We start from the raw sequence: 26,641 nt of genomic DNA, 5'->3' as shown, positions 1-26,641 counted from the left end.
CATGCCGCTAGCGGACTGCTTTACCGCCGCCCGGCTCGCGGAGCACCTGAGGCCCTGGCGCCCGTACCCGCCGGCCGCCGACCGCCGGTTCTGGGACCGCGTGCCCACAGAAACCCGCGAGCGCCTCCTGGCCCAGGCCGGGCCCGTCAGCCAGCGGCCGTGGCCGCTGCTCACCGCCACCACCTACGGCCGGTTCAGCGCTGACGGCGACCGCCAGGCGTACGAGCGCCCGTACTTCGCCCGCCGCGACAAGCTCATCGCCGCTGTCGTCACCGCGGTCCTCACGGGCGACACGTCTGACGCGGACATCACGGACGGCGTGTGGCTGCTGTGCGAGGAGAGCACCTGGTGCCTGCCCGCGCACCAGCCTGGCGGCCTGCCCGACCCGGATAACCCCCACGTTGACCTGTTCGCCGCCGAGACTGCCGCGCTGCTCGCCTGGACCGTCCTGCTGACCGGCGAGCACGAGGCGCGCATCCGCCGTGAGGTGAAGATCCGCGTCCTTGACCCCTACCGGGCCCGCGACGACTGGCGGTGGCTCGGCCTGGGTGACCCCGCCCACCTGAACAACTGGACACCCTGGATCCACGCGAACCTTCTCATCGCCAGCCTTCTGCTCGACGACCAGCCGCACGCCACCGCGGCCCGTGCCGTCGCCGCCCTCGACCGTTACCTCGACGTGGTGCCCGATGACGGCGGCTGCGACGAGGGCGCCAGCTACTGGTGGCGGGCCGGCGCCTCGCTGTTCGAGTGCCTGCAGACGCTCACCGAGGCCTGCGGGAACGACTTCGGCGCCTTCCATCTGCCCAAGGTGATGGCTGTCGCCCGCTACCCGATGGCCGCGCATATCGCCGGCGACGTGCACGTCAACTTCGCGGACGGCCCGATCCGCCCGCCGGGAACCGTCCCGCACCTGCTGTACCGCTTCGCCGTCCGTACCGGCGATGCCCAACTGCGGCAGCACGCCCGGGCGATGCAACCGGAGCACGCCAGCCTGATCACCGGCCCCAACGGCTCGCTGGGCCGCGTCCTCGCCGCGATCACCGACGACGAGTGGACCGCGCTGCCGCCCGCGCGGTTCCCCGCGCCGCGACAGACCTGGCTGCCGGCCACCGGAGTGCTGACCGCCCGGGAACGCGAAGGCGACACGGCGGGCCTCTACCTGGCTGCGAAAGCCGGCCACAACGACGAGTCGCACAACCATAACGACGTCGGCTCGTTCGTCATCGCCTACAACGGCCGCCCGCTGCTGGTCGACCCCGGGGCCGGCGTCTACACCAGGCAGACGTTCGGCCCAGACCGCTACCAGATCTGGACCATGCAGAGCTCGTGGCATAACACCCCGGCCCCTGCCGGGCACACCCAGGCCGCGGGCCGCGCGCACCGCGCCATGGACGTCAGCGCGTCCCTGTCGGTGACCGCCGCCGAGCTCGCGCTAGACCTCGCCGCCGCCTACCCCGCCACGGCAGGTGTCCGCTCCTGGTGCCGCACGCTGCGGCTGGACCGCGTCGCGCCGCTGATCGCTATCCACGACCGCTGGGAGCTAATCCAGTCATCCGAACGGACGGCGTGCTACCTCATCACGCCAGCGGAGCCTCGGGTGGCCGACGGGAGGATCCTGCTCCCGTTCGGACTCGTGATTGACGTCGATGCCACAGTGGATGGCATGAGCGCGGGCGCCATCAGCGTCGAGCGCCGCGACTTGGACGACCCGCAGCTGCGGGCCGTCTGGGGTGATCACCTGTACCGGATCACTCTGGCACTGCCCGGGCAGCGCGGCTCACTCAGCATGGTGGTCAGGCATGGCCCGGGGCATCAGTAGAGGGCGGCGGCGCTGTGAATCATCGCGGCCAGCCGAGAAGGCGCCGGTCGACGTCGGTGGGCTCCTTCCACCGGCGATAGCGGACGCTCAGCGCGCGGCCGTGCCAGACCGCGTCGGCGACGGCCGGCAGGAACGGAACCTCGTCGCTCACTCCGTACCAGGCGGACGCGTCCAGGTGAAACCGGGACTGGACCTGGCCGACCTGGTCGGCGAGCGCGGGCGGCAGCGCGGCACGGATCTTGAGCTGGGCCGCGGCAAGAACGGAACCGAGACCGAGCTCGGCCGCGGGGCCGGGGAGACCGGACAGGCTAAGCGCCTTCGCCTCGTCCGCGCTGAGCCCGGTCAGCCTGGTCCGGTAGCCGTCCACCAGCTGGTAGCCGCCACGATGCCCGGCGTCGCCGTACAGCGGGATGCCGGCGGTGTGCAGCGACTCGACGTCTCGGTAGATCGTGCGGACCGACACCTCGAGCTCGTAGGCGAGCTCGGCCGCGGTCAGGCGGCCACGGGCCTGGAGCAGCAGGAGGATGGAGATCAGCCGGCTGGCGCGCATGTCTCCATCATCTACTGACAGAACGTGTCAGTGAAGCGGATCTACGCTGCCAGACATGGCATTCAAGGAGAAGCTGCTGTCGAGCCCGCCGCCGATCGAGGCGGGCGGCCGTCACTACAACTGGGTCTGGGACAACGTGCTGCACATGCGCGGTGCGGCCGCCGCCGAGGCGGCGCTCGGGTGCACCGACGAAGACCCGACGCACTTCATGCCGCTGGACCGGCCGTGGATCGGGTGCGTCTGGGAACTGCCGCCAATCCAGCACGAGCGTGACGCCTGGGTGCGGCACATGCTGATGCCCGATGTGGCCGACCTCGCCGGCTACCTGGGCGACACAATGCCCGAGGGCACCACGGGGAGGATGGGATGAGCGCGCACGACTTCGACTTCCTGCACGGCAGCTGGCAGATCTCGCACCGCCGCCTGCGGGAACGGCTCACCGGGTGCGACGAGTGGGACACCTTCGAATCCAGCACGCGCTGCTGGCCCATCCTCGGCGGCGCCGGCAACATGGACGAGGGCGAGCTGCGCGGCTATCACGCCATCACGCTGCGACTCCACGATCCCGAATCGGGTTCATGGTCGCTGTACTGGATAACCAGCGCCACAGGAGCCACGATCGAGCCCCGGTGACCGGGCGGTTCGCCGGCACGACCGGGGACTTTCTCGGACCAGACACGCACAACGGCATTCCCGTGGTCGTCCGGTACCGGTGGGCCGTGCTTGGCCCGGACAAGTGCCAGTGGGAGCAGGCGCTGTCGCCGGATGACGGGAAGACCTGGGAGACGAACTGGTACATGGACCTCAGCCGGACCGGCTAACGATCGAACTTACCCGGCCCGCTCGCGGCCCTCGGTGAAGAACCCGGCGACGGCAAGCGCGTCGGGCAGGTCCCGCAGCGGCACGGCGGCGCCAAACGGGGCGTTCCAGAACTCGCCCGCGGGCGGGGACGCCACGCCCACGTACGCATAGGGCTCCTCGATGAAGCCGTCGCCCGGCGACACGCCGAAGTTCATCTCATGCACCCGGATCGCCACATCGAAGTGCTCCGGCCACAGCACCGGTGACTCGCCCGCGGCGAAGGCCACAAGCGCGTCGTGGCCGAGCGCCAGTGCCTCCAGGATGAGGCCGGCCTGGCCAGGGTCAACGGCCAGCGTCTCATCGGGCTCGACCCCGGAGCCGCCCTCGTAGGCGCCCTCCGGCCTGCCCGCCGCCACTCCCAGCTCCGCTCCGAGTTCACGCGGGGTGCGGCCGTGAATGGCGGCCGTCGCCCCTTCGGAGTCCGAGACACCGGAGCCGTCAACCCGCAGCCTGGGCATCAGCGTGGTCGCGAAGCCGCCGGGGACGACGCCAAGCCGCAGCCTGCCCGTGGCTCGGTACTGCGGGCCCGCGAGGACCAGTTCGGCCACCCCGTGCAGACTCCGGCGCGTCAGCGCAAGCTCATCGTTTCCCATGACGACATTCTCCACGCGGACCGCCGTCCTCTTGCGGCAGCCCACGGTCCGCGAGACCCTCACGCTAACGGCGGCACAGTTACCGTCAGGCCGAAGGGGAGTGAGCCGTGATCGAGCCGTATCAGGCGCTGGGCCTGGTGCCCACGATGCGGGGCATCCGGCGCCGCGAAGAGATCAGCAGGAACATCGAGCACCTGTCACACCTGATCAAGGCCGCGTCGTGGCTGTCCAGCCTGGACCTGCCGGTCAGGCTCATCGCTATACCCGAAGGCGCACTGCAGGGGTTCAACGACGAGGTCCTTGACCTCAACCACGAGGAGTTCGCCCGCGAGTGCGCCATCGACATCCCCGGGCCAGAGACCGACGCACTCGGCGCGCTGGCACGGCAGTGGAACGCGTACCTGATGGCCCAGGCCAAGGCGCGCCATCCGGAGTTCCCCGGGCGATTCTTCAACGTCGGCTTCATCCTGTCGCCAGCGGGCGAGGTCATCCTGCGCCACCACAAGGTGGTGCCGCTGCTGCCGGTGGAGCACTCGGTAACCCCGCACAATGTCTGGGACAAATGGATCGAGCTGTACGGCCGCAACCTCGACGCGTTCTACCCCGTGGCCGACACCGAGATCGGCCGCCTCGGGTTCCTGATGGCCAACGAGGGCTCCTACCCGGAGAACGCCCGCGGCCTCGCCATGAACGGCGCCGAGGTCGTCTACCGGGGCCCGTACCCGCACCCGCACGTGGGCAACGGCCTGTTCGAGGTGCAGAACCGCGCCCGCGCCCTCGACAACAACTTCTACCTGATCGCCTGCAACGTCGGCACGTACTACCTGCACGCCGAATCCGACATACCCATCGACACCTTCGGTGGGGGCTCTGCCGTGATCGACTATCGCGGCCAGATCGTCGGCCGGCACAACTACAGCGCGGGATCCTCCTGGGTGGCCGGCACCGTCGACATCACGGCGCTACGCCACTTCCGGGCCACGGCGCAATGGGACAACTGGATCAAGGACCTCACGACCGAGCAGTACCAGCTCATCTACGAGCAGCCCGTCTATCCCAAGAACCTGTATCTCGAACGCGCCCCCTACGATCACCAGGAGTACCGGCGCGAGGTCACCGAGCGGCAGATCGAGCTCATGCACGAACGCGACGTCTGGCGCCGCCCCGACAAGAGCTAAGACGCGCCGTGCATGGCCCGCCAGCTGGAAAACCGCCGCAGCGCAGCCGGGACAAGGTCGATGAGCAGGGCAAGGGCCAGGACAGTTCCCGTGCCGAGGGCGACCCCGCCCACCGTGTCGGTGAAATAGTGCCAGCGCAGGCCGATGACTCCGACCGCCACGAGGGCCGTGACCGCGCAGGCGACGACCACGAACGCGGTGCGTACCACCCGGGTCGCGGTCCGCCGTGCCGGGTCATGAAGCAGCACGCCGAGCACCGTGGCCAGGGTCATGGCGGACGCCGTATGCCCGCTGGGGAAGGACAGCTGACCCAGATGCGTCCGGCCGACAAGGTGCTTGAGCACCGTGTCATTGAGAAACGCGGTCACCGGAACGGCGGTCACCGCCAGCACCGCGCCATTGGGCCGCCTGGCGATGAGGCAACCGGCGGCAATGGCGGCGCTGACCGCGATGAGCGGGATGGTCGACCCAGGCTGCGCGAACCAGGCCAGGATGCCCCGGTGACCGCCGAGGGACGCGACCATCGTGGTGTCGACGACGGAATCAAACCCGTCCGGTCGCGCCTGCCCCCTGAGCAGCAGGCCGAGCGTGGCGATGGCGACCAGGCACGTGGCAAGCACTGGCCAGGCCCGGCTTTGCCTCAGGTCCCTCAGCAGCGGCCTTCCGTCCTGCCTCATCGTCGCCTGCCTGCTAGCTGGTCAGCACGGAGGAGCTCCCGTTCCAGAATGGTCTCTGCGCCACACACCGACAATAGCGCCCTAGTCGTGAGACAGGTCACATCGCTTGGCTTGTCCGCTTTTCGGCCGTGCTCCTTGCGGGTATACACCCTCGCACTCGGCGCAAACAGTCGTTTTACGGCACTGCCCAGCCCGCCCGCCCGCCGCCAGCCGAAGGTAGTCAGATGGAAGCTAACGCAGACAGCTTCCTCGAACTCATTCACCAGTTCGAGGACTTCACCGACGCGGTCTCTCCCGAGCAAGCGCATGCCGAACTCGACGAGACAACCCTGCAGCTGTTCTGGATGCAATGGCCGCAGATGTCCGCCTGGGCCGGGTCGCTGTGGCGCCTGCTGTCCGAGGAGCTGTCCGGCCCGTCCTCTCCGCACATCGACCCGGAACTAGACGAGGTCGGCGAAAGTGGCTGACCCTTCCAGCCGCCCCGGCAGGGCTACGACCGTCGGCGATGTGATGACCACCCGCGTGGTCACGACCAGTCCCGACGACCCCGTCGCGGACGCCGCCGCCGCCATGGTCAGCCAGAGGACCGGATCGGCGCTCATCATGCAGGGACGCCTCCTGGCCGGCATTCTCACCGAGCGTGACGTGCTGCGGGCCGCGGCATCCGGCACCGACCTGACGAATTCCCCCGTGTCCGCCTGGATGACCAAGGACCCGGAGCAGGCCTCACCGGATACCACGGTCGAGGACGCCCTGCAGATCATGCTGCTCAATGGCTTCCGGCACCTCCCCGTGCTCGAAGCACGTGAAGTGCGCGGCGTCGTCAGCCTCCGTGACTTGGCCGCCTCCCGGATCACCCGGCACTCCGCCACCTAAGACGCGGATGAGCGGAGGTGTAATTCTGCTGGGAAACGGCGGTTTCCAGCCGCCGTTAACAGGTCCGCATTTCGTCTTGTCCAGGCGCAAACGCGTGATTATCCTGCTCTCCTGCGGTGGCTCACCCGCCGTAAGGGGGAGGGAACATGCCGGCGCCTGCCGATGCGCTCGAAGTAGTCTGCGCTTTGCGCCTGGGCTGGTATCTAGCTGAGGTCCGCGGCCGGAACCGGCCCGCGGGACCGCAGCCCCCAGGAAATGAGTTTTCCCGCCGCGGCAGTCATTTCCTGCCGCTGCGCATCGAGCGCTCGGCCGCTGAGCAGCGGGCGGAAGCCCAGGCAGTCTTGTGCAAGCTGGCCGGCGATCTGCAGGTGGATACGGTCTTGGTCAATGGCCAGCAGCAGAGCAGGACGGCCGTCATCGAGCGAATGGCGCGTGTCCTTGCGGCGGCCGAACCGGAGACCCCGGCGGCCGTGGCGGCGTGGGATGCCCTTTCTGCCGCCATCTACCAGCTGGATGCGCACGCCCAGGACACTCTGGCGGCCCAGTCCGATATGCGTGCCGCCGCCTACCAGCTCGGGCGCGGGCTCGCCGAGGCGTACTGGGCCCTGGACCCGGACGCGGCCTGCGCTCCGCTGATGCCGCAGTGCTGGGCATTCCTGCTCGGGGAGCAGCGGTGCCAAGAACTGGCGAGGCTGGCTGGCCGCCTGAGCGGATACTTCAACCCGTACTGCGCTCCCGCCGTGGCCGGCACACTCCGCCTGTGGCAGTCGGTTGCCAGTGACCAGGAGTGGCGGAAGGGCGCCCAGGACCATCTCTACCGGCAGCTGCGCCGCTGGTATGAACTGCTGATCCTCGGTCAGGATCCCTCAACGCTTATCCCGCCCTACGCGCTCCTTAAGGACTGGCGGGCGGCCTTTCACGCCGCGCGGGCCCTGTGGATTCAGATCGTCACCGCGGCGATCAGCATCGGCCTGGTGATCGCACTCATCACCTTGATCCTCAGCGGTTCGGCCAACGCGGTCCTCAAGGCGATCTTCGGTGTTGTCGGAGTGGTCGGCCTGTCAGCCGCCAGTATTCAGGCCGGACTAAAGACCACCGCGCAGGGGCTGCTGAGCAGGCTCCGCCAAGATGCCTACACCGACCTGGTCGCATCCGCCGTCGCCGAGGCGCCAGGCAAGCCCGGTGCCCGCAGCCCCCACCGGGCCGTCGTCGCGGAGGTAAGGAAGCGGACACTGACCACCGTCGGCGACGCCGCAGTCCCGTAACCGCCCAGCGGACCTGAGGCTGCGGCGCGGCCCGATCACATCAAGTCGGCGAGTTCGGTGATGGACGACACGGACAGGTCCCATGATCCGGTGGCGACGCCGGCCCCGGGAATCCCCGGCCCTCGCTCCAGCGGCCTGGAGATGAACGCCGCCGCCAGGCCCGCCTCGCGGGCGGCCGCGAGGTCGGCCTCGTGCGCCGCGGCCAGCATGATTTCTCCCGGCTCGAGGCCGAGCATGGCGGCCGGCCGCAGGTATGCCTCCATGGCCGGCTTGTACGCCATCGACACGTCCGAGCCAAGGATCACGTCCCAGGGCAGCCCGCCCGCCTTCGCCATGTCGAGCAGCAGGGACGTGTTCCCGTTCGACAGCGGTCCCACGATGTAATTCCGCTTCAGTGCGGTGATGCCCGCCGCGCTGTCGGGCCACGGTGGCAGGAAGTGCCAGGCGCGGTTGAGATCATCAAGCGCCGCCGGGCCGAAATCGCCCGGACCGAGCCCCAGGTCCGCAAGCACGCCATCGAGGTTCTCGCGGTGCAGCACGTCCAGCGGCGCGAAGGGCCGCTCTCCGGTGCTGACCCGGCGCATCGCTGGCACGTACCGTGACCGCCAGGCGTCGGCGAACGCCCCGGCGTCGAGTTCGAGGCCATGCTCGCCGGCGAAACGGCGAACCGCCGCCGCGACCCCCGTCCGCCAGTCGACCACCGTGCCGAACACGTCGAACAACACGGCCTGCACGGGCCTGGCGGTAGACGCGGAGATGAATGTCACCGGGCAAGCATCCCATCCTGGCAGCGGTACCGCCGTCTAACGCTGCCGGCGGGCGGCAAGGCGGCGGCGCATGATCGTGGCCTGTTCGGCGACGGCGAGCCGCAGGACGTTATCCGCCAGCACGGCGGCATCAGCCGCTTCGATGGTTGCCTCGGAAACGAGCGTTACCGGGAACACCAGTCGGCTCAGCCGCGCCTTCGGCCACGGCTTCCTGCCGACGAGCGCGGTGAGGGCCTCGGTGAAGTACCGGTCGCGGTAGCCGGCCATCAGCTCCTCCTGCCCGGGCACCCAGATGCCGGCGGCGGACGCCTGTGCGATCCTGGCCGGCTCGCTACGGGAGAGTGACACGGCCCAGGCGGCCTCCTTCGCCGTCAGTTCCGGCCGCATGGCCAGGCAGGTCGCGCGGTTCACCTCGCCGGTGACCGGGTCGAGTCGCGGCAGCGCGTCGATGTCCTCCTCGCGCGCCAGCCCGCGTGCCGCGAGCGTGAACAAGATCCGCGCCCGCAACTCGGCATCGATGCCGACTCCGTCCGGCAGGTCCTTTCCGGCGAGCCATGCGCCGAGCAAGGCGAGCTGATCGTCAGACTGCGCGGCGGCGGCGAAGCCGATCGCGAGCTTGCGCGCGTCCCCGGCCGCGGTCCGTGTCGCGTTCGCGATCTGTTCACGCAGGCCGGCTCGCTGGCCGGGCGGAGCCCACGCGTCGGCGGCCTCGACGGCGCGGCTGAGCAGCGTCTCGACGCCTGACTCGGGCAGACCGCCGGCCTGCAGACGCCTGCATGCCATGTCAGTGAACTGCAGGGCCGGCAGCTCGCCGCCGGTGACGAGCAGCCAGAACCCGTTCCAGCACACCGCCTCGCTGAGCGGGTCGCCCACCTGGCAGGCGGCCGCAGTGAGCACCCGCAGGGATCCTGCGTCGAACCCGGTCCGCGTGTAGGAGAGGTCCTGGTCGTTGAGGACGATCGCGTCCGCGGAAGTCAGCCCGCCCACCACGGTCCGCTCCGCGTCGAGTTCGGCATGCATCAGGCTGCGTCGGCGCAGCCTGCCGTCGCGGTCCAGGTCGTAAAGTCCGATGCCGATTCGCTGACGGCGCGGCACGTCCTGGACCACGGCGTCATCGCCGTCGAGGAGGATCGTGGTCGCGCCCTCGGTGCGCAGCCACTGATCCGCCCAGCCTGCCAGGTCCTGCCCGCTGGCCCGGGACCAGCAGCCGACCAGGTCATCCAGCGTCGCGCTGCCGAATGCGAACCTGCTCAGGTAGTCGTTCAGTCCCAGCCGCAGCGCGTCATCGCCGATCAGCGCGGCGAGGGAGCGGATGACGCTAGCGCCCTTCACGTACAGGATGCCGTACGGCTTGTCCCGGCCCTGCGTGGCCGTGCTGACCGCAGACCACACCGGCTGCCGGCTCGGCAGGCCGTCCGCCTCGTAGGCCCTCGGCTTGTCTGTGTAAGCGAATCCGGTCCACGACGCCGATTCGCTGACCCCGGAGATCGCGGCGAGCGCGGCGTACGACAGGTAGGTGGCGATCGCTTCGTCCAGCCACACGTCGTCCCACCACCGCGGCCCGACCAGGCAGCCGAACCACAGGTGTGCCACCTCATGCGCGCAGATCATCGCGCCGAACTGGTCACCGGCGGCCGACCGCCCGAGCAGCCTCTCGTTCACCACCATCAGGCCGGGGACCGAAAGCGCCATGGCGGCCAGGTCCGGCATGAACACGATGTCGTACGCGGGGTAAGGGCACGGTACGCCGAGGTTATCCGCGTACCAAGCGACGGCATCGCGGGCATTGCTCATGAACCGGGGCAGGGAGGCCACCGCCGGCTGGCCGAGCAGCGAGTGGCGGTGCCTGACGGTCACTTCCGTCCCGCCCGCCTGAGTACGCGCCGCTGCGGGGAACGGCCCGGCGCAGAACGTCATGTCGTATGGCCGCATCCCGCTGACCGGCATGAACGTGACCACATCGCCCTCGCGTCTAGCCAGCTGGCCGTTCGCCACGCACTCCCAGCCGTCGGGGAGCCGTACCGCGAACCGGAACGTCGCGGTCAGGTCCGGCTGGTCAAAGCAGCAGAACAACTCCGGTCCGCAGTCCGGGTAGCACATCGCCATGAGGTAACTCGCGCCGTCAGCCGGGTCCGTGAACCTGCTCAGCCCGTGTCCCTCGAGCGAGAACCCGGCCTCGGCCTCCGCCACCAGGACCGCCTGGTCAGCGTCGCCTGCCCGGCTCAGGTACAACCGGCCGTCTTGCGGCGGCGGCAGGCTCACCCCATCGAGCGTCACACCGCGCACGCCCTGGGTGCGCAGCTCGGCAAACGTGCTCGCGTCCGGCCGCAGCCACCGGAATCGGACCTTGGTCCTGGAAACTACCGGCTCGGCCGTCAGGTCGAGAAGAATGTCATACGACTTGACCTCGATGGTCCGGGCCCGGTCACTCGCCTCATCCTGAGTCAGATCAGCCACTTGGCGAGCCTAACGCCGGACAGGCGGGCTCCGCTGGTCTCACACCGGGACGGCTCAGCCGAACCGAAGGATGCTGAGCAGGCCGAAGGCCAGGCAGTAGATGGCGAACGGGGTCAGGGTGCGGGTCTGGAACCAGCGGACGAGAAACCGGACCGACGCGTAGGCGGCGATGCCGCAGACGATGAAGCCGATGGCGACCTGGCCATGGATGTGCGCGCCGGCCGGCCCGGCCAGCGAGGGGACCTTGAGCAGGCCGGCCGCGAGGATGACGGGGGTGGCCAGCAGGAACGCGAACCGGGCGGCATCCTCGTTGTCGAGGCCACGCCACAGCCCGCCGGCCATGGTCACCCCGGAGCGGCTGATCCCGGCGAGCAGCGCGAGGATCTGCGCGGCCCCGATCACGGTGGCGTCCTTGTAGGAAAGCCCGGAGATGCGCTCGTCGGACCTTTCCGCCGCTGCGATGTCGGCGGCGGCCCGTCCACCGGACGGCCCACGGTGCGACGCCGGCGCCCCCCGGTCGGCTGGCTCGTGCGGGAACGCGGGGGCGTGCGGCGGACCAGCGGCGTGCGACGGGGCACCGGGGTAACCCGGGTCCGCGGCGTATGCCGGCGCATGGGGCTGCACGGAGCTCGTGGCGACGGCCGGGACGCCCGCCTGCTTCCGCCGGGCGGTGGAGCGGCGCAGCACCTCCGCGCCGAGCAGGATCAGCCCGTTGATGAACAAGAAGATCGCGGCGGCCAGTGGTTTGGCGAACAGGGTACGGAACGCGTGCTCAAGCAGGATGCCGGTCAGCCCGACGGGGATCGTCGCGAAGATGATCATCCACGCGAGCCGCTCGTCCTTGTCCTGGACCGACAGGCGCGGTCGCCGCGCCCGCATGCTCAGCCGCACGCTCGCCGGCAGGCTGCGCAGGAAGCCCCGGATGATCCTGACCCAGTCGGCGCGGAAGAACCACAGCAGCGCAAGCGCCGTCGCGCAGTGCAGTGCCACGATGTAAGCCAGGTAGAACGAGCTCTCGCTGTTCGCCTCGGATGACTGGGTGACCAGAGACTCCCAGGAGCCGCCGAACCAGGCCGGCACCAGCACCGAATGGCCGAGGCTCGAAATGGGGAACAGTTCGGTGACGCCCTGGATCAGCGCGATCACAACTGCCTGAAGGTACGTCACACCGGCTCCTCGTCCGCTCAGGGGTACAGTTAGCAGGCTGTCCGCAGACCCCCGGGATCTATACAGCGTAGTATTTCTACAGACGTGTAGATGTTATGCCATGCGGCGGCCGTGCGCACCCACCAAAGGTGGTTCTACCGCTGGCAGTTCGGGCACCAGTACCTGATGCGTTCCTGGCCGGGCGCACCCTGCTCACCCTTCCTGATCGGCGTCCCGCAGCGTCGGCACGGCCGCCCCGCCCGCCCGTACACCCAGGTCTCCATGCCCGGCCTGGTGTCTCCGGTCGTCGCATGCCCCGCTCGCGCCTTGTTTGCGTCGAGCAGCCGGTGCCCGAGGTCCGCCATGGCGTGCAGGTCTTCGACCGACCCGGCGGGCCGCCATGGGTCGACGCCGGACAGGAAGAGCGTCTCCGCCGTGTAGATGGTCCCAAGGCCCGCCAGGTTCCGCTGGTCGAGCAGCGCCTCACCGATGGGCCGGGCCGGCTCGCGGGCGAGCCGCTCGGCCGCGACCGCGGCGGCCGCCGCGTTCCAGTCCTGCCCGAGCAGGTCGGGCCCGAGGTACCCGACCACCTGGTCCTCGTGTGCGGTGCGCAGCACCTCGGTGATGCCGAGCAGGAACCCGGCGGCGAGCCACTGCGAGTTCCCGAGCAGCAGTCGAAGCTGGAACGAACGTCCCGGCGGCCGCTCGCCCGCGGCGACGATCCGCCAGTAGCCCTCCATCTTGAGGTGCGTGTGGACGGTCAGGCCGCCCCCGGTGCGGATGAGCAGGTGCTTGCCGCGCGCGGTGGCCTCGGTGACGAGCTGGCCGGTGAGGTTGACCGTCGCGTACCTGGGGACCCGGAAGTCGCTGCGGGTCAGCACCTGCCCGGCGAGGGCAGCGTGCAGGCGCTGGGCGGTGGACCAGACGACGTCACCTTCGGGCACGGTTCAAGTCTGCCCGACTGCCGTGGGTAACGCGGCCGTTAGTAGCGGCCGCCGTCCCTAGGAGCGGCGTGCCCGTTGCCTGGGGTGTAACTGGGCCGGTTCTGGTCGTTCCCGCTCGCCGGGTAGCCGTCGGGCGCCGGCCGGTAGTACCGGCCTTCCGCGGCGTCCTGCGCGCTGCCTGATGGCGGGGCCGGGCGGGACGGGAAGGGCTGGCCCGGGTACGGGTAGGAGCCGGTGACCGCGGAGTCATAGGGGTTGAGTCCGCCGCTCGCGGTCATCCGGGGGCCTGATGGCCCGGCGGCTGGCCCGCCGACGGGTGCGCTGAGCGGCGCCGCGTTTGCGGGCATGCCAGCGGAGTAGCCGTTCGCGCTCGCCGGGGGAAGCTGGGGCTGGCGGTGCTGCCCCTGCTGGCGCGGCTGTGCCGGGCGCGGCTGCGGCTCGTAGGACGGCGCCGCGGGGAAGCCCCCCGTGCCGGGGATGTTGACCCGGCCGGAGTTGCGCGCCGGCTGCGACGGCTGGCTGTGCTGACCGGACTGGCTGTGCTGCGACGATCCGCCGGGCTGTCCCGGCTGGCCGCCTTGTGCGGGGTAGCGTCCGCTTGGCGCGGCAGCGGCGGGGGCGTCGCCGCGGAACTGCCGGTACTCGCCGGTCCGCTGGTCGGAGCCTCGCTGATCCGAGGGCCGCTGGTCCGCGGCCTGGTAGGCCGGGTATTCGCCGGTGTACTGGCCGGACTGATACTGGCCGGACTGGTACTGGCCACCGGTGAGGAACGTCTCGGCGTGCTCGGTGAGCTGGGCCTGTGCCTGAGAGCGCCGCGCCGCGACCCGGTAGGAGCGGCCGTCGGTCTCGGCGTGCGAGGAACGTGAGTAGGCGGTGCTTGTCAGCGGGTCGTCGCCGCCGGTCCTGGCCGGTGCGCCGCCACGTCCCTGTGCGGGCCAGGTGCCACTGCCGTTGATGTCACGGCCGTTGATGTCACGCCCGTTGATGTCACGCCCGTTGATGTCACGCCGTTCCTGGCTGCGCCACTCGCCGCTGTCACCCCGCCCGACCTCACCGCGGCCGCGTCCCGGCGCGCCGGCCGGGCCGAGCGGTCCCGATGACCGCGAACCTGGTGCCCCAGCCGACCGCATCGGTCCCGAGGCGCGCAGCGCCCCCGCTGACCCCGCTGACCGCATGGGGCCTGACGAACGCATCGGTCCCGACGAACCCAGAGCCCCAGCAGCCCCGCTGGAACCGTTTGCACCAGGAGTGCCATGCCGCCCGGGGGAGTTATACGTCTGGCCCGCGGACCCGAAGGTTCCGGTCGCACCAGTGCCTGGGCCGCGTCCGGATGGCCGCGGCTCGGGGTAGCCGGCCGCGTTGACCCGCTCGATCCGTTCGGTCCGCTCGCCCCAGTCGCCGCGGTCCTGCTGGCGCCCGCTCGCCGGGCTGCCGCCCTGGTAGCCGCTTGGCTGGAACGACGGCCGAGGTCCTGTCTGCGCGGCCTGGAAGCCGCCGGAGCTCGCGCCGGTCCTGGCCGGCCCCTGCCAGGCAGGGGTGGGCCCGGTGGGCGGCCGTGAGGCGGTCACGCCGACGGTGGGGGTCGGCCCCGTCGCCGGGCGGCTGGTGCCGGCGGCCAGGCCGGGCGCTGGGCCGAGTCGCCCGGTCACCCCGCGCGGCTCACCACTGCGTTCGAGGCCAGGCCGGTCGAGTGCGGGACGGTCAAGCGCGGAGCGATCGGCACCAGCGCGCTCGAGGCCACGGTCGCCGGCGAGCCGGTCACCGCCGAGCCGGCTGCCGCCGGCGGGCGGCCGGGATAGCGGGTCGTCGTCGAGCGGCGAGTTTCCGGCGTTGAGCGGCCGGTCGGCCGCGACCGAGGCCCAGTAGTCCTCGTCAGAGATGCCGTCGTCCGGCCAGATGTCTTCGCCGCGGTCGCGGCGCAGCCGGAAGATGCCGGTGCGCTCGCCGCTGTCCTCGCGGTCCTTGCGCCGGCGGCGGCTGCGCTCCTGCGGCTCATCGTCGGCGCCTTCCGGCAGGTCGTAGGCGCCGGTGGCGTACTCGTCGGCGCCGTAGCCGCCGTATCCGTCGCTGCGGTAGGAGTCACTGTTCGGCCCGGAATCACCACGGGAGTAGCCGGCGCCGTCGAAGCTGTCGTCGCGCCCGCCGTCGCCGCGTCCACGGCCGCCGGAGCGGCCTTCCGGCTGGTGGCCTGCCCAGCGGCCCTTGATGCCCTCGGGGGAGAAGTACTCGCCTGGCGACCACGCCTCGTCTTCGCCCTGGTAACCGTCTGCGGCGTAGTCGTAGTCGTCGCCGTACTCGTCATCACGTCCGGCATCGTCACCGCGACCACCCGGACGTACAGGCTTACGACTCAAGAACGACATGCAACACCACCCGGCACTACAACGGCCACGCGTTGGTGCTTGCGAGGCGCGCGCGGCCATCGACGCGAGCCTGCCCCCGTTGCCGCGAGCACCCTAACCGGCACTGGTTCGTAAGATTGTTACCAACGCTATGCCGACCTGTCTCGCGAATCGCGAAACTTCATCACCGATAGCCCCAATACGGGACACTGATGGGCAAAATTCCCGACACGTCTCGAACAATCTATGACGTTGCGCTTACGGGGAGCCGGCCACGGCCGATGGTCGCCGCGGCGATCGCCCGCCATGCCGACTGGAGCGATGTCCCGTTTGGTAGGTTAAGTACGGTATTCAGCGCGTAAACGGTGAAGCGGTAGCCATGCCCGCCGCTTCCCGGGCACGGCGCGTCGTACTTGTCGTAGCCGGCGGTACCGCGCGCCTGGCGGGCGCCAGGCGGCAGTTTCCCCTCGAGCATCGCTGACGTCCCAGGGCCGATGTCGAACACCACCCAGTACACGTACGGCGTGATGGGGGCGTCCGCGTCGTCGAAGACGATCGCGATCGACTTGGTGCCGGCCGGCGCGCCGGTCCAGGTCAGCGGCGGGGTCAGCCGGTGGGGTCCGTCGCAGGTGAACCGCCCGGGCATGATCGAGCCGTGCTCGAACGTGCCTGAGGTCACCGTCATCACGCTCGGCGAGGTGATGGTGACCCCCGACGAGAACAGCCCGCACCCGGCAAGCGGCACCGCGCAGCCAAGCGCGACGGCAGCCCGCGCCACCCGTGCGGCAAGCCCCCGCCGCGATGTCACGTCCCTCACGCGCCCGATCTTAGGGCCTGACGGCGGTTGGGGTGCGCGGCTGGGGGTGCGCGGCTGATCGCACGCGAGAAGAACATCAAGGATTATCCCGAACGGTTCAGTGCTTCGACTTGACGCCCACGCCCTCAGCGCCAGGCGTCTACCTGCGGAAAGCGCTGAGGCCGGTGAGGGCCTGGCCCACGACCAGGGTGTGCATTTCCGGCGTCCCCTCGTAGGTGAGGACGGACTCCAGGTTGGCCATGTGCCGCATGATCGGGAACTCGTAGGAGATGCCGTTGCCGCCCAGAATCGTGCGGGCGGTGCGGCAGATCTCCAGCGCTTCCCGCGTGCTGTTCAGCTTGGCGATGGAGACGTGCTCCGGCGCGAGCCTGCCCTGGTCCTTCATCCGGCCGAAGTGCAGCGCCAGCAGCTGTCCCTTGGCCAGCTCGATGGCCATATTGGCGAGCTTCTCCTGGGTGAGCTGGTAGGCGCCGATCGGCTCGCCGAACTGCACCCGCGTCTTCGCGTAGTCGAGGGCGGTCTCGTAGCAGGACCGCGCCGCGCCGAGCGCGCCCCAGAAGATCCCGTACCGCGCCTCGTTCAGGCAGGACAACGGGCCGCGCAGCCCGGTCACCTCGGGCAGCACCGCGTCCCCTGGCAGCCGCACGCCGTCCAGCACAAGCTCGGCGGTGATGGAGGCGCGCAGCGATCCCTTGTGCTTGATCTCCGGCGCGGAGAACCCCGGCGTGCCCGCGGGCACGACGAAGCCGCGGACGCCCTCGTCGGTGCGCGCCCAGACGACGGCCACGTCGGCGACGGTGCCGTTGGTGATCCACATCTTGCGCCCGTTGAGCACCCAGTCGGCGCCGTCGCGGCGGGCCGCCGTGCGCATCGATGCCGGGTCGGAGCCGGCGTCTGGCTCGGTGAGGCCGAAGCAGCCGAGCGCCTCGCCCGCCGCCATCCGCGGCAGCCATTCGGTCTTGTGCGCCTCGCTGCCGAACCGCCAGATCGCGTACATCGCGAGCGAGCCCTGCACGGACACCAGCGAGCGCAGCCCGGAGTCGGCGGCCTCGAGCTCCAGGCAGGCCAGGCCGTAATCGACCGACGACATGCCGGCGCACCCGTAGCCGGTCAGGTGCATGCCGAGCAGGCCGATCTTGCCGAGTTCGCGGCTGAGCTCGCGGACGCCGGGCAGCTCGCCCTTCTCGTACCAGTCAGCCACGTGCGGCAGGATCTTGTCGGCGCAGAAGTCCCGCACGGTCTGCCGGACGGCGAGCTCCTCCTCCGACAGCAGCGCGTCGATGCCGGCTGGGTCGTGCGGATCAAGCCGCGGCCGTGACGTTGGTGCAGAGCTCATCGCGTTCCAGCTTCCTTGCAGTGGCGACTACATGTGGCGGTGATGCCATCCGCCGTGCCATCAATCTATCTTGGCTGGGCTGGCTAGCCGGCCGACAGCGGCGGCCGCCGGACGACGGCGGTCTCCCCTGGCGGTATGACGCGCTTGGGCTGCTCGTTCTGCATGGTGGTCGGCTCGGCGAGGTACCGCTTGCCGGACAGGCGCAGCAGCACCGCGTCGCCGAGGATTAGCCGGTCCCTGGTGCCCAGGTAGGTCTCGGTGTCGGCGGGGACCGGCCGAGCCTGGCCGAAGTCGCTGCCGGTCCACCGCTCCACCGTCGTGCCGTTCGTGGAGTTGAGATCGAGTGCCGACAGCCGCCAGTTGGCGTCGCCCGCGCTGGTGAGCCGCATCATCAGGTGCTGCCTGCTCACCGTGTCGATTGCCGACCGCTCGCCGTTGGTGTACATGGCCAGGTCGATGCCCTTGACGGCGGCGCCGCGGCCGACGATCACCGGGCAGTCCACCTCGAGCGGGAAGCGCATGATCTCCGCCTGCGACTCCAGGTCGGCGACGACGACCTCGTGCAGCGCCGAGCGCGGGCCGAGTGCGACGAGCGGTCGGCGGCAGGACGGGCAGATCGCGGCGCCCTCCGGCGAGATCCGCGGCCAGGCGAGCAGCTGCCCCTGCCACTGCGCGGCCTGCCGGCAGGAGACGTTGGGGCAGCGCCAGCGCGTCTGCAGGATCTTGCGGTGCGCCTGGTTCCGCGCGTCGAGCTTGGCGGACCAGCGCAGCACCTTCACCTCGCGGGCCTGCGATACGTCCTGCGCGCTGCGCGTCCTGATGCCGAGCGGTGCGAGCCGGACGGTCCCGTCGACGCCGGTGTCCCAGGCGTGGAACCGTTCCGGCGACCGCTCGATCCACCGGTGCGCGGCGCGGTAGTCGGTGTAGTGGTCGCGGGTGATGACGTGCAGGCCGCCCTCGGCGGCCAGCCGCAGGATCTCGCCGTCGGCGACGGAGACGCTCCTTATCTCCCCGGTGCGCTTGAGATCGAGGAAATACCTGGTGTCCGGGCCGAGCACCCGCTCGAGCGAGTCGTCGGCGACCAGCTCGAAGCGCGCGTCGTCGCCGTGCTGCTCCAGCCATGCCGCCATGACGATGGCGAGCCGTTCCCAGACGGGCGCCCGCTGACCGAGCGGCGGCAGGTAGGGAGACCAGCACACGTTCGACACGTCGATGACCGCGTTCCAGCTTCCCACCCGGAAAATCGTATGACCCCGCTGGCGTCGTGCGCCAGCGGTCTAGACCGCTTTCCCCCGATTTGATATGCCCTGGCCGGCCATTCAGGCAGTGCGGATCGTCTTGTCAGACGGTGGCGAGCGTCTTGATGGCGGTGGTCAAGTCGTCGGGCGGGAGGGCGAAGGCGAGCCTCATCCACGGGGACCGGTCGGTCGAGACCGACGTCAGCCTGCCGGGCACGACGGCGACGCCGCGGCGCAGCGCCGCCTGGGCGAACCCGCTCGAGTCCGCGTGGCCGGGCCGTCGCGCCCAGATGGTCAGCCCGCCGCACGGCGGCGTCCACTCCCAGTCCGGCAGGGCCGAGGCAAGGGCCGCCGCCGCGGCGGCGTAGCGCTGCCTGGCCCAGTCGGCACGGTAGGCGAGGATCTCCTCGTGCGAGGAGAGCATCACGTTCGCGATGAGGCCCTGCGCGTGCGGCGGCGAGCCCAGGTCGCCGGCCGCCTTCGCGGCGGCGAGCCGGTCGATGATGCCCGCCGGGGCCCGCACCCAGCCGGTGCGCAGCCCGCCCCAGTACGTCTTGGACAGCGACCCGACGGTCACCACGTTCGGCAGCCGGGACGCGAGCGCGGCGAGCGGCGGCGGCTGCGGCTCGGTGTAGGGGCCGGCCAGCGAGATCTCGGCCACGGTCATGTCGTCGACGAACGTGACGCCGGGGTGCCGTTCCGCGAGCGCCACGATCTCGTGCCGTTCGGCGGCCGGGAGCACCAGGCCGGTCGGGTTCTGGTGTGTCGGGACGAGGAAGGCGAGCGCCGGCCGGTGCGTGGCCACCGCGTCGGACAGCCGCGCCATGTCGCCTGGCGGCACGCCGACCGGGCGTGCGCCGCAGCGGTACAGCGCGTCGATGAAGCCCGGATAGGTGGGATCCTCGGTGACGACCGGCTGCCCGGGCGCGACCTCGCAGCGCAGCAGCAGGTCAAGGGCCTGCTGCGCGCCGGTTGTGACGAGCACCTGGTCCTGCGTGGTGGGGATGCCGTGCACGGTGGTGAGCATCCAGGCGATCGCCGACCGTAGTTCTGGCAGCCCGTAGGGAAGATAGCCGGTGCCGAGTGTAAGCCGCATCCGTTCGGACCGGTCCGTCACGGTGTCCGGGTCGGCGAGCGCGTCCGCGACCTGGGGAGCGCAGTCGACGGCGGCGACGGCAAGGTCGTAGGCGGGCGTGCCGGACAGCATGCCGGTGAAGAACCCGTTCGCGCGGTGCACCGCCGCCGGGGTGGTGCGGTGCGGGACGAGCCTGGTGCCCGAGCCCTGGCGGCTGGCCGCCATGCCCTCGTCGCGCAGCACCTGGTAGGCGAGGGCGACGGTGTTCCTGCTGACCGACAGCGACGCCGCTAGAACCCGCTCGGGCGGCAGCCGGACGCCCGGCGGCAGCTCTCCGGTGTCCGCGAGCCGCCCGATACGGGCGGCCAGCAGCCGGTACAGCGCGCCGTCCGCGGTCGGCCAGCGGCCAAGCAGATCGGCGAGCTCGTGGGCGCTGATCAAAGGGCCGGCCCCGCGAGCCACTTCCGTGTTAATTGGCTCTACCATGACAGTGCCAATGATGCCAGGTTGGGGGACCGTGGTGATCTACTTTTTGGTGATTTTCATGGGGGCATGCGCGATAGTCCTACTGGGCTGGTGCGGGATCGTCGGCGCGCGCAACGGCGACCATCCGGGGGACGCGCGGGTGAGCGCGCTCGTCGGGTCGGACGCGTCGGACGGGAATCCGGTGATCTTCGCGACCGTGCGCAACCCGTCGGGCACGCCGGCGCTGACCGCGCTCCGGGTTCGCCGCGGATTCGTCCCGGGGTCGCTCATCGGGAAGTTCACCGTCCGGGTGCCGCGGTGGACGAAGGGCCGCAGGTTCCGGCCCGGCGCCTACGAGACCGTCGGCGTGGTTCCGGCGGGCGGGGCGACGGAGTTCCCGGTGCCGGTGGCTGAGCCGGCGTACCGCTACGTGCTCACCATCGCCGTCGGGCAGCAGGGCGGCCGCCTGCGGGTGTACCGGCTGCGGCTGGCGGGGGCCGACATCTTCCTCGGCAGCGGCGAGGTGCACGCGCCGCTCGTATAGTCGGCGCGTTGCCCGCTTGTGAGAGATGGGGTACGGGAAATCATAATGGTCGCGTGACCACTACCACGGGGCCGCATGGATTCGCCGGGCTTGAGAGCACGGTGTTCACGGCCCGCCTCACTGGACGGCCGCTGCTCGACACCGACGGCACCTCCCTGGGCAGGGTCCGTGACGTGGTCATCTGGCCGGTCGCGGGCAGTGAGCCGCCGCGCGCGCTCGGACTCGTCGTGGCGCTGCGGCGGCGGACGATCTTCGTGCCATTCGGCCGGATCAGAGAGGTGTCCGCGGAAGGCGCGCAGCTGCTCGGCGGCACGGTCGACCTCGATCCGTTCACCAAGCGCACCGGGGAAATCCTCGCGAGCAGCCTCTACGGCCGCCGCACTCCCGTCGGCACTATCGCCGATGTGGCCATCGCGCAGCGCGAGCTGGCGCACGGCCGCTGGCAGGTGACCTCGCTCGCGGTCACCAAGGGACGCGGCCTGCGCTCGCACGGGCCGGAGATCATCCCGTGGCAGGAGTGCCGTGAGCTGTTCGAGCCTGGGCCGCTCGCCGAGCAGCTGACCAGCCTGCGCGAGATGGCGCCGGCCGACCTGGCGTCCGCGTTCGAGTCGCTGCCCGCGGCCAGGCGCAGCCAGCTCGCCGCGGTCCTCGATGACGAGGAACTGGCCGACCTGCTCGAGGAGATGCCGGAGCAAGACCAGATCAGGCTGCTCAACAGCCTGGGCAGCATCGAGCGCAGCGCCGACGTCGTCGAGGAGATGCAGCCGGACGACGCGGCCGACCTGCTCGGCGAGATGCCTCCCGAGCAGCGGGAGCGGCTGCTGACTGCGATGCAGAGCGTGCAGGCCGAGGAACTGCGCCGGCTGCTCCGCTACGACAAGGCCACCGCCGGCGGCATGATGACCTCGCAGCCGTTGGTCTTTCCGCCGAATGCGCCGGTCGCCGAGGTGCTCGCCCGGGTGCGCGACCGCGACCTGCCGGCGACCACGGCCGCGCAGGTCTACGTGTGCGAGCCGCCAATGCTCACGCCGACCGGCCGTTACCTGGGCAGCGTCGGCTTCCAGCGGCTGCTGCGCCGCGCGCCGTCGATCCCCGTGGGCGAGTGCATCGAGGCGCGCGTCTACGTGCAGCCCGACCTGCCCGAGCGCGAGCTCGCCGCGCGGCTCGCCGCCTACAACTTCATCGGCGTCGCGGTCTGCGACAGCCTGGGCCGCCTGCTCGGCGCGGTCACCGTCGACGACGTGCTCGACCGGTTGCTTCCCGTCGGCTGGCGCAGAATCGGCGGGAACGCCTGATGGCGTGGTTCACCCGGCTCCGCTCGATCGGCGAGCGCAACGACCTGTCGGTGCCGCGCGGCGCGCGCGTCCGCGGCTCGCTCTACGACGCCGACGCCTTCGGCCGGTACTCGGAGGCGCTCGCCCGGTTTCTCGGCACGGGCAAGTACCTGTTCGGCCAGACGCTGTTCGTCATCTTCTGGATCTCACTCAACACCGCCGGCATCATCAACCACTGGGACCCCTACCCGTTCATCCTGCTCAACCTGGCCTTCTCCACCCAGGCCGCGTACGCGGCACCGCTGATCCTGCTGGCGCAGAACCGTCAGGACGAGCGGGACCGCGCCAACATCGACCGCGACCGCCAGGTCGCCGCCCGGACCCAGGCCGACACCGAGTTCCTCGCTCGCGAGCTCGCCTCCGTCCGCCTCGCCTTGGAGAACGTGGTGACCCTCCAGGACCTGTCCGAGCACCTGGAACGTTTGTCCAAGCTGATCGTCGACCGCGTACCGGAAAAGCTGGAAGACGACTAGCGCGCGCCGTCAGCTCGCGTTGTAGCGCGGGTGCACCGGATACTGCGGCGGCGACGAGGCGGCGCGGACGAGCAGCCCGACGATGGCCCCGGCGAGGAAGCCGAACACGTGCGCCATGTACGCCACGCCGGCCTCGCCCGAGGCGGCGTAGCCGGCCGCGTACAGCCATTGCAGTACGAACCACGATCCGAGCACCAGCCACGCCGGGATGCGCAGCGGGATGAAGAACAGGAACGGCACCAGCGACCACACCCGCGCCCTCGGATAGAGCATGAGGTACGCGCCGAGCACGCCGGCAATCGCGCCGGACGCGCCGACCAGTGGCTGGACGGATGTCTGGAATGCCCAGGCGTAGCCGTAGGCGGCGACGTAGCCGCAGAACAGATAGAACACCAGGTAGGGCAGCTTGCGGAACCGGTCCTCGATGTTGTTGCCGAAGATGACGAGGAACAGCATGTTGCCGAGCAGGTGCAGCCAGCCGGAGTGGATGAACATCGCCTCGAGCACCGACAGCACCGGGTTCTTGCGGTAGGCAGGCGGCGCGACCACGCAGGTACCCGGCCGGGAGCCGAGCTGCCCGGTCACCACGAGGCGCAGCGGCTTGTCGGTGATCATCTCGTGCGGGATGGCCGCGTGCTCGTCGAGGAACGCCGCCTCCTTGCATGCCTGCGCCGTGCTCGCCGCTGCCCCGGTCAGCGAGGTCGCCGCCACCGGTGTCAGCAGCAGCACGACGACGTTGACCGCGACGATCAGGTAGGTGACCCACGGGGTCCGGCGTACCGGGTTAATGTCATGAACCGGGATGACCACGGCAATAATCTAGCTCAGCGTGACCGGGATTCAGGACGCGGCGTCGGCGGCCAGCTGGTCGCGCAGTTCGTCCTTGCGGATCTTGCCGGAGGGGGTCATCGGGAAGGCGGCGGTGATCAGCCAGCGCGCGGGCACCTTCTCGGCCGCGAGCCGGGCGCGGCAGAAGGCGTCAAGCTCGCTCGCCAGCGACCTGTGATGTGGGGAGGCACCGCTGTCTGGGGAGGCACCGCCGTCGACCGGGCGTATCGCCGCGCCGACCACCTCACCGTAGTAATCGTCGGGGACGCCGACGACAGCAGCGTCCGCCACGGCCGGGTGGCTGACGAGCACCTCCTCGATCTCGCGCGGGTAGATGTTCTCGCCGCCCCTGATGATCATCTCCTTCAGGCGGCCGGCGATCCGCAGGTAGCCACGCTCGTCAAGCGAGCCGAGGTCTCCGGTGTGCAGCCAGCCGCCCGCGTCGATCGCGGCGGCGGTTTCCTTGGGCGCGTTGAGATAGCCGTTCATCACGAAGTAACCGCGCGCGCAGATCTCACCGGTCTCCCCGCAGGCGGCCGTCTCGCCGGTGCGCGGGTTCGCGATCCGCAGTGCGGTGCCGGGCAGCGGCAGTCCGAGCGTCTGCTCGCGGTCGCCAGCGGAGTCGGCGGCCGTCGTCATGCTGAGCACGCAGCCGGCCTCGGTCTGCGCGTACCCGATCGTGTAAATGACGTCGAGTTCTGCCTCGGCCCGGCGGACAAGCGCGGGCGGTGACACCGCACCGCCGGTGAAGATCATCCGCAGTGAGGAGACGTCCCGCGTGGCCAGGTCGGGGTGGCTGAGCAGGGCGAGCAGCATGGTCGGCACGCCGCACAGCACGGTGGCCCGGTAGGCCTCGATCAGCTCGAGTTCGAGGGCGGGGGAGAAGCGGGGCATGAGCACATGAGTGGCGGACGCCTGCACCGCGCCGAGCGTGAAGAGCGCGCTGCCGCCCACGTGGAACATCGGCATCGGGTTGAGCTCGACATCGCCGGCCCCGATGCCCGCGGTCTGGAAGGCGATCCGCGCGTTGTTGGTCAGGCCCCGGTGGCTGAGCACCGCGCCCTTGGGCCGCCCGGTGGTCCCCGACGTGTACAGGACCTGGGCGGCGCTGGACGGGTCGACGTGGGGCAGCAGTCGCGCCGCGACCAGGCCGGCGTCGCCCGCCGCGGTGAACGCGGCCCAGCGCTCGAAGGAAAGCACCTCGCGGAGCTTCGGCAGCCGGCCGCGGATCTCGGCGAGGATGGCGACCTGCTGGCCGCCGGAATGGAACAGGCCGTCAGCCTCGGAGTGCCCGAGCACGTGCGCGAGCTCCTCGCCCTGGTAGGCCGGGTTAACGGTGACCAGGGTCAGCCCGGCGAGCGCCACAGCGAACTCGAGTACGACCCACTCGGGCCGGTTCGGCGACCAGACGGCGATGCGCTCGCCGGGTGAAAACCGGGTGAGCAGCGCCCGCGCCGCCCGCTCGGCGTCGGCGAGCAGCCCGGCGAACGTCCACTGGCGCCGCAGGGCGGGGTCGGGGTCGCCGTCGACAAGCGCGACCGCGTCGGGGACACGCGAGGCGGCGTCGCGAAGGACGGAACCAATGGTGGTCTCCCGGACCAGTTCGGCCCAGTCAGCTGAATGGTCGCCGGCCCAGTGGGCGCTGGTCAGCGGGAGTGCCTGAGCGGGCGAGACGAACTGCGGGTGGAAGTCGGGCACGGCACGCTCCGGGGGGCAGTCGGCGGGTCGGCTTCTGACGCTCACAGTACGCGGATGGTGCCTATCCGGTAAGCAACACTTCCATTCCGGGTAACCGATGCCGGCCTAGCCGCAGGTCGACCGCGGTGTCGGCGACTGCGCAGGCTCGGTCGCCGACGGCACGGCCGGTATCGCCTGCAGGTGGCTCGGAGTAGGCGACTTCCCGGCGTGCTTGGCGGACGCCGACTTCTTCGGCTTGGTCCGCGACGCCGACGGCGACGGTGAGCGCGAGGCCGAAGCTGACCGTGACGCGGACACGGAAGGCGCGGCCGAGGACGTCTTCACGGCAGGTGTCGTCGGCGTCTGGGTGACCGGAGCAGGCGCGCTGCCCGCCCCGTACATGTAGGTGCCGGTGGTCTGCACCGATCCGGGGCTCAGCGTGATGCCGGACACGGTCGCCGTGTTGCCCTGGGTATCGGTCAGCCGGACGGTGAACGGTCCCGAGCCCGCTCCGCTCCGGGCGATCCAGTAGTTGTAGTTGACGTGTGACAGGGACTGCCACCCGGACGACGTGCGCACCTGGACCGACGCGAGCGGGTTGCCGGTGTTGTCGGGGAGCAGCGCGAGCCAGTACTGCGACGAGCCGTCCTTGACCTTCATGGAGATCGGGCCGGGCAGCGCGGGGTTGGCCAGGTAGGTGTAGCTGATGTTGATCAGCCCCGCCGACAGCGGCGCGAGCTTGGCGAACGCGGTCTCGCTGAGGTCGATGTGCCCGGTGGCGCACTCCGGGCACTGGTCGATGACCTTGACCCGCACCGACCCGTTGGGCCCGTGCACCTCCAGGTACCCGCCGCACCCGCCGGCGCTGTTGTACTCCGACGGCGACAGCGCGACGAACAGCTGGTCGGCCGGCGGGTTCGGGTAGGAGCAGTTCGGCAGCCCGGTAAGCACGTAGTGCGTGGCGATCTGCCCGGACCCCGCGGGCTGCCCCGGCGCGAGCTCGGCCGCGCACGCCGTGCCCCCGGTCACCTGACCCAGGCTGACCGTCACGGCGAGCACCACGGCCGCGAGGCCGGCCCCGGTGACGCCGATGCCGAAGAGCGGCCAGCGCCGCAGCAGCCCCCGCCGCGGGCGACGGTGCTGGCCGTACCCCTGACGCCCAGTTCCGTCTTCGCCGGATCCGTCCCATTGCTCACCAAGCATGACCCGGATTCTAGGGAGAGATAATTCCGTAACATGCGGCATTGGCGGCATTGACTGGAAAAATCATAACGAATGTCCGGTTTTGGCGGACAAAGGTAGCCGCGGACGAGCGGGTGCCCGCCATGGCGCCGGCGCCGCAGCCCGGGCTCCGCGTCCGCGATCGGCTCGCCTGG

At 70.5% G+C, this 26,641-nt stretch carries 26 protein-coding genes; 11 read left to right on the top strand and 15 right to left on the bottom strand.

All coding sequences use genetic code 11. The features are described 5' to 3' along the window. The first annotated feature begins 1 nt into the window (after position 1). Positions 2–1,822 (top strand): heparinase II/III domain-containing protein, encoded by a 1,821-nt coding sequence (locus EAS64_RS13460; protein WP_145853234.1) that lies wholly within the window; start codon positions 2–4, stop codon positions 1,820–1,822. Positions 1,823–1,841: 19 nt separating this feature from the next. Here the strand turns inward: EAS64_RS13460 and EAS64_RS13455 are convergent, their stop codons facing one another. Then, positions 1,842–2,372 carry a helix-turn-helix transcriptional regulator gene (locus tag EAS64_RS13455; RefSeq protein ID WP_145853233.1) on the bottom strand — a complete coding sequence of 177 codons (531 nt, stop codon included), beginning with the start codon at positions 2,370–2,372 and terminating at the stop codon, positions 1,842–1,844. Positions 2,373–2,427: 55 nt separating this feature from the next. On the opposite strand from EAS64_RS13455, the gene EAS64_RS13450 reads away from it, so the two are divergent. The 3 genes from EAS64_RS13450 to EAS64_RS44730 are packed head-to-tail and all read left to right on the top strand — an operon-like array spanning position 2,428 to position 3,193. Further along, a complete protein-coding gene (locus tag EAS64_RS13450; protein WP_145853232.1) occupies positions 2,428–2,742 on the top strand; it encodes a hypothetical protein in 315 nt (104 codons plus the stop codon). Next, complete coding sequence (locus tag EAS64_RS44735) at positions 2,739–3,005, top strand: hypothetical protein (protein WP_222849278.1); 267 nt, start codon at positions 2,739–2,741, stop codon at positions 3,003–3,005. Before EAS64_RS13450 ends, EAS64_RS44735 begins: the two co-directional genes overlap by 4 nt. Beyond that, the gene (locus tag EAS64_RS44730) at positions 3,002–3,193 is read left to right on the top strand and encodes a hypothetical protein (protein WP_222849277.1); all 192 of its coding nucleotides are present in this window, start codon (positions 3,002–3,004) and stop codon (positions 3,191–3,193) included. Before EAS64_RS44735 ends, EAS64_RS44730 begins: the two co-directional genes overlap by 4 nt. A gap of 9 nt (positions 3,194–3,202) precedes the next feature. On the opposite strand, the gene EAS64_RS13440 is transcribed toward EAS64_RS44730, so the two are convergent. After that, positions 3,203–3,826 (bottom strand): hypothetical protein, encoded by a 624-nt coding sequence (locus EAS64_RS13440; protein ID WP_145853231.1) that lies wholly within the window; start codon positions 3,824–3,826, stop codon positions 3,203–3,205. 107 nt (positions 3,827–3,933) lie between these two features. Here EAS64_RS13440 and EAS64_RS13435 point away from each other — a divergent pair, with 107 nt between their 5' ends. Next, positions 3,934–5,004, top strand: coding sequence for a nitrilase-related carbon-nitrogen hydrolase (locus EAS64_RS13435; RefSeq protein ID WP_145853230.1), 1,071 nt, complete (start codon positions 3,934–3,936; stop codon positions 5,002–5,004). On the opposite strand, the gene EAS64_RS13430 is transcribed toward EAS64_RS13435, so the two are convergent. Continuing rightward, positions 5,001–5,681: a phosphatase PAP2 family protein gene (locus EAS64_RS13430; RefSeq protein WP_145853229.1), complete on the bottom strand. Its 681-nt coding sequence runs from the start codon at positions 5,679–5,681 to the stop codon at positions 5,001–5,003. The two genes, EAS64_RS13435 and EAS64_RS13430, sit on opposite strands and share 4 nt — an antisense overlap. 224 nt (positions 5,682–5,905) lie before the next feature. Here EAS64_RS13430 and EAS64_RS13425 point away from each other — a divergent pair, with 224 nt between their 5' ends. From EAS64_RS13425 to EAS64_RS13415, 3 genes are all read left to right on the top strand, one after another. Continuing rightward, positions 5,906–6,148: a hypothetical protein gene (locus EAS64_RS13425; protein ID WP_145853228.1), complete on the top strand. Its 243-nt coding sequence runs from the start codon at positions 5,906–5,908 to the stop codon at positions 6,146–6,148. A gap of 43 nt (positions 6,149–6,191) precedes the next feature. Beyond that, entirely contained in the window at positions 6,192–6,557 is a 366-nt protein-coding gene (locus EAS64_RS13420) for a CBS domain-containing protein (RefSeq protein WP_246115689.1), read from the top strand. A gap of 146 nt (positions 6,558–6,703) precedes the next feature. Beyond that, the gene (locus EAS64_RS13415; protein ID WP_145853226.1) at positions 6,704–7,822 is read left to right on the top strand and encodes a hypothetical protein; all 1,119 of its coding nucleotides are present in this window, start codon (positions 6,704–6,706) and stop codon (positions 7,820–7,822) included. A gap of 35 nt (positions 7,823–7,857) precedes the next feature. Here EAS64_RS13415 and EAS64_RS13410 read toward each other — a convergent pair whose 3' ends face one another. The 9 genes from EAS64_RS13410 to EAS64_RS13370 all read right to left on the bottom strand — a co-directional run bounded on the left by EAS64_RS13410 (position 7,858) and on the right by EAS64_RS13370 (position 20,385). Further along, on the bottom strand, positions 7,858–8,589 hold the full coding sequence (locus tag EAS64_RS13410) for a haloacid dehalogenase type II (protein WP_222849276.1): 732 nt from the start codon (positions 8,587–8,589) through the stop codon (positions 7,858–7,860). Between the two features lie 36 nt (positions 8,590–8,625). Then, positions 8,626–11,046 carry a M1 family aminopeptidase gene (locus tag EAS64_RS13405; RefSeq protein ID WP_145853225.1) on the bottom strand — a complete coding sequence of 807 codons (2,421 nt, stop codon included), beginning with the start codon at positions 11,044–11,046 and terminating at the stop codon, positions 8,626–8,628. 54 nt (positions 11,047–11,100) lie between these two features. After that, positions 11,101–12,213, bottom strand: coding sequence for an undecaprenyl-diphosphate phosphatase (locus EAS64_RS13400; protein WP_187365895.1), 1,113 nt, complete (start codon positions 12,211–12,213; stop codon positions 11,101–11,103). A gap of 134 nt (positions 12,214–12,347) precedes the next feature. After that, a complete protein-coding gene (locus tag EAS64_RS13395) occupies positions 12,348–13,136 on the bottom strand; it encodes a DNA-formamidopyrimidine glycosylase family protein (protein WP_145853223.1) in 789 nt (262 codons plus the stop codon). 38 nt (positions 13,137–13,174) lie between these two features. After that, a complete protein-coding gene (locus EAS64_RS13390) occupies positions 13,175–15,490 on the bottom strand; it encodes a hypothetical protein (protein ID WP_145853222.1) in 2,316 nt (771 codons plus the stop codon). A gap of 232 nt (positions 15,491–15,722) precedes the next feature. Beyond that, the gene (locus EAS64_RS13385) at positions 15,723–16,295 is read right to left on the bottom strand and encodes a YbhB/YbcL family Raf kinase inhibitor-like protein (protein WP_145853221.1); all 573 of its coding nucleotides are present in this window, start codon (positions 16,293–16,295) and stop codon (positions 15,723–15,725) included. A gap of 139 nt (positions 16,296–16,434) precedes the next feature. Next, positions 16,435–17,631 (bottom strand): acyl-CoA dehydrogenase family protein, encoded by a 1,197-nt coding sequence (locus EAS64_RS13380; RefSeq protein ID WP_145853220.1) that lies wholly within the window; start codon positions 17,629–17,631, stop codon positions 16,435–16,437. A gap of 83 nt (positions 17,632–17,714) precedes the next feature. Further along, positions 17,715–18,866 (bottom strand): FHA domain-containing protein, encoded by a 1,152-nt coding sequence (locus EAS64_RS13375; RefSeq protein ID WP_145853219.1) that lies wholly within the window; start codon positions 18,864–18,866, stop codon positions 17,715–17,717. Between the two features lie 106 nt (positions 18,867–18,972). Continuing rightward, positions 18,973–20,385 carry an aminotransferase-like domain-containing protein gene (locus tag EAS64_RS13370; RefSeq protein WP_187365894.1) on the bottom strand — a complete coding sequence of 471 codons (1,413 nt, stop codon included), beginning with the start codon at positions 20,383–20,385 and terminating at the stop codon, positions 18,973–18,975. A 76-nt stretch (positions 20,386–20,461) separates the two neighbouring features. On the opposite strand from EAS64_RS13370, the gene EAS64_RS13365 reads away from it, so the two are divergent. Genes EAS64_RS13365 through EAS64_RS13355 form a run of 3 tightly spaced genes read left to right on the top strand, consistent with a single transcriptional unit; the run spans position 20,462 to position 22,760 of the window. Next, positions 20,462–20,953, top strand: coding sequence for a hypothetical protein (locus EAS64_RS13365; RefSeq protein WP_187365893.1), 492 nt, complete (start codon positions 20,462–20,464; stop codon positions 20,951–20,953). A gap of 53 nt (positions 20,954–21,006) precedes the next feature. Beyond that, a complete protein-coding gene (locus EAS64_RS13360; protein ID WP_145853216.1) occupies positions 21,007–22,248 on the top strand; it encodes a magnesium transporter MgtE N-terminal domain-containing protein in 1,242 nt (413 codons plus the stop codon). Next, positions 22,248–22,760, top strand: a complete 513-nt coding sequence (locus tag EAS64_RS13355; protein ID WP_145853215.1) for a DUF1003 domain-containing protein — start codon at positions 22,248–22,250, stop codon at positions 22,758–22,760. Before EAS64_RS13360 ends, EAS64_RS13355 begins: the two co-directional genes overlap by 1 nt. 9 nt (positions 22,761–22,769) lie before the next feature. Here EAS64_RS13355 and EAS64_RS13350 read toward each other — a convergent pair whose 3' ends face one another. The 3 genes from EAS64_RS13350 to EAS64_RS13340 all read right to left on the bottom strand — a co-directional run bounded on the left by EAS64_RS13350 (position 22,770) and on the right by EAS64_RS13340 (position 26,468). Beyond that, positions 22,770–23,570 carry a rhomboid family intramembrane serine protease gene (locus EAS64_RS13350; RefSeq protein ID WP_145853214.1) on the bottom strand — a complete coding sequence of 267 codons (801 nt, stop codon included), beginning with the start codon at positions 23,568–23,570 and terminating at the stop codon, positions 22,770–22,772. A gap of 30 nt (positions 23,571–23,600) precedes the next feature. Continuing rightward, positions 23,601–25,286, bottom strand: a complete 1,686-nt coding sequence (locus tag EAS64_RS13345; RefSeq protein ID WP_222849275.1) for a class I adenylate-forming enzyme family protein — start codon at positions 25,284–25,286, stop codon at positions 23,601–23,603. Between the two features lie 105 nt (positions 25,287–25,391). Further along, positions 25,392–26,468, bottom strand: a complete 1,077-nt coding sequence (locus EAS64_RS13340; protein WP_187365892.1) for an expansin EXLX1 family cellulose-binding protein — start codon at positions 26,466–26,468, stop codon at positions 25,392–25,394. Positions 26,469–26,641: the final 173 nt, after the last annotated feature.

This window comes from Trebonia kvetii, assembly GCF_007827045.1.
GTDB lineage: Bacteria > Actinomycetota > Actinomycetes > Streptosporangiales > Streptosporangiaceae > Trebonia > Trebonia kvetii.
Note: the sequence above shows the minus strand (reverse complement) of the source record. Positions and strands in the feature narration are given on the sequence as shown.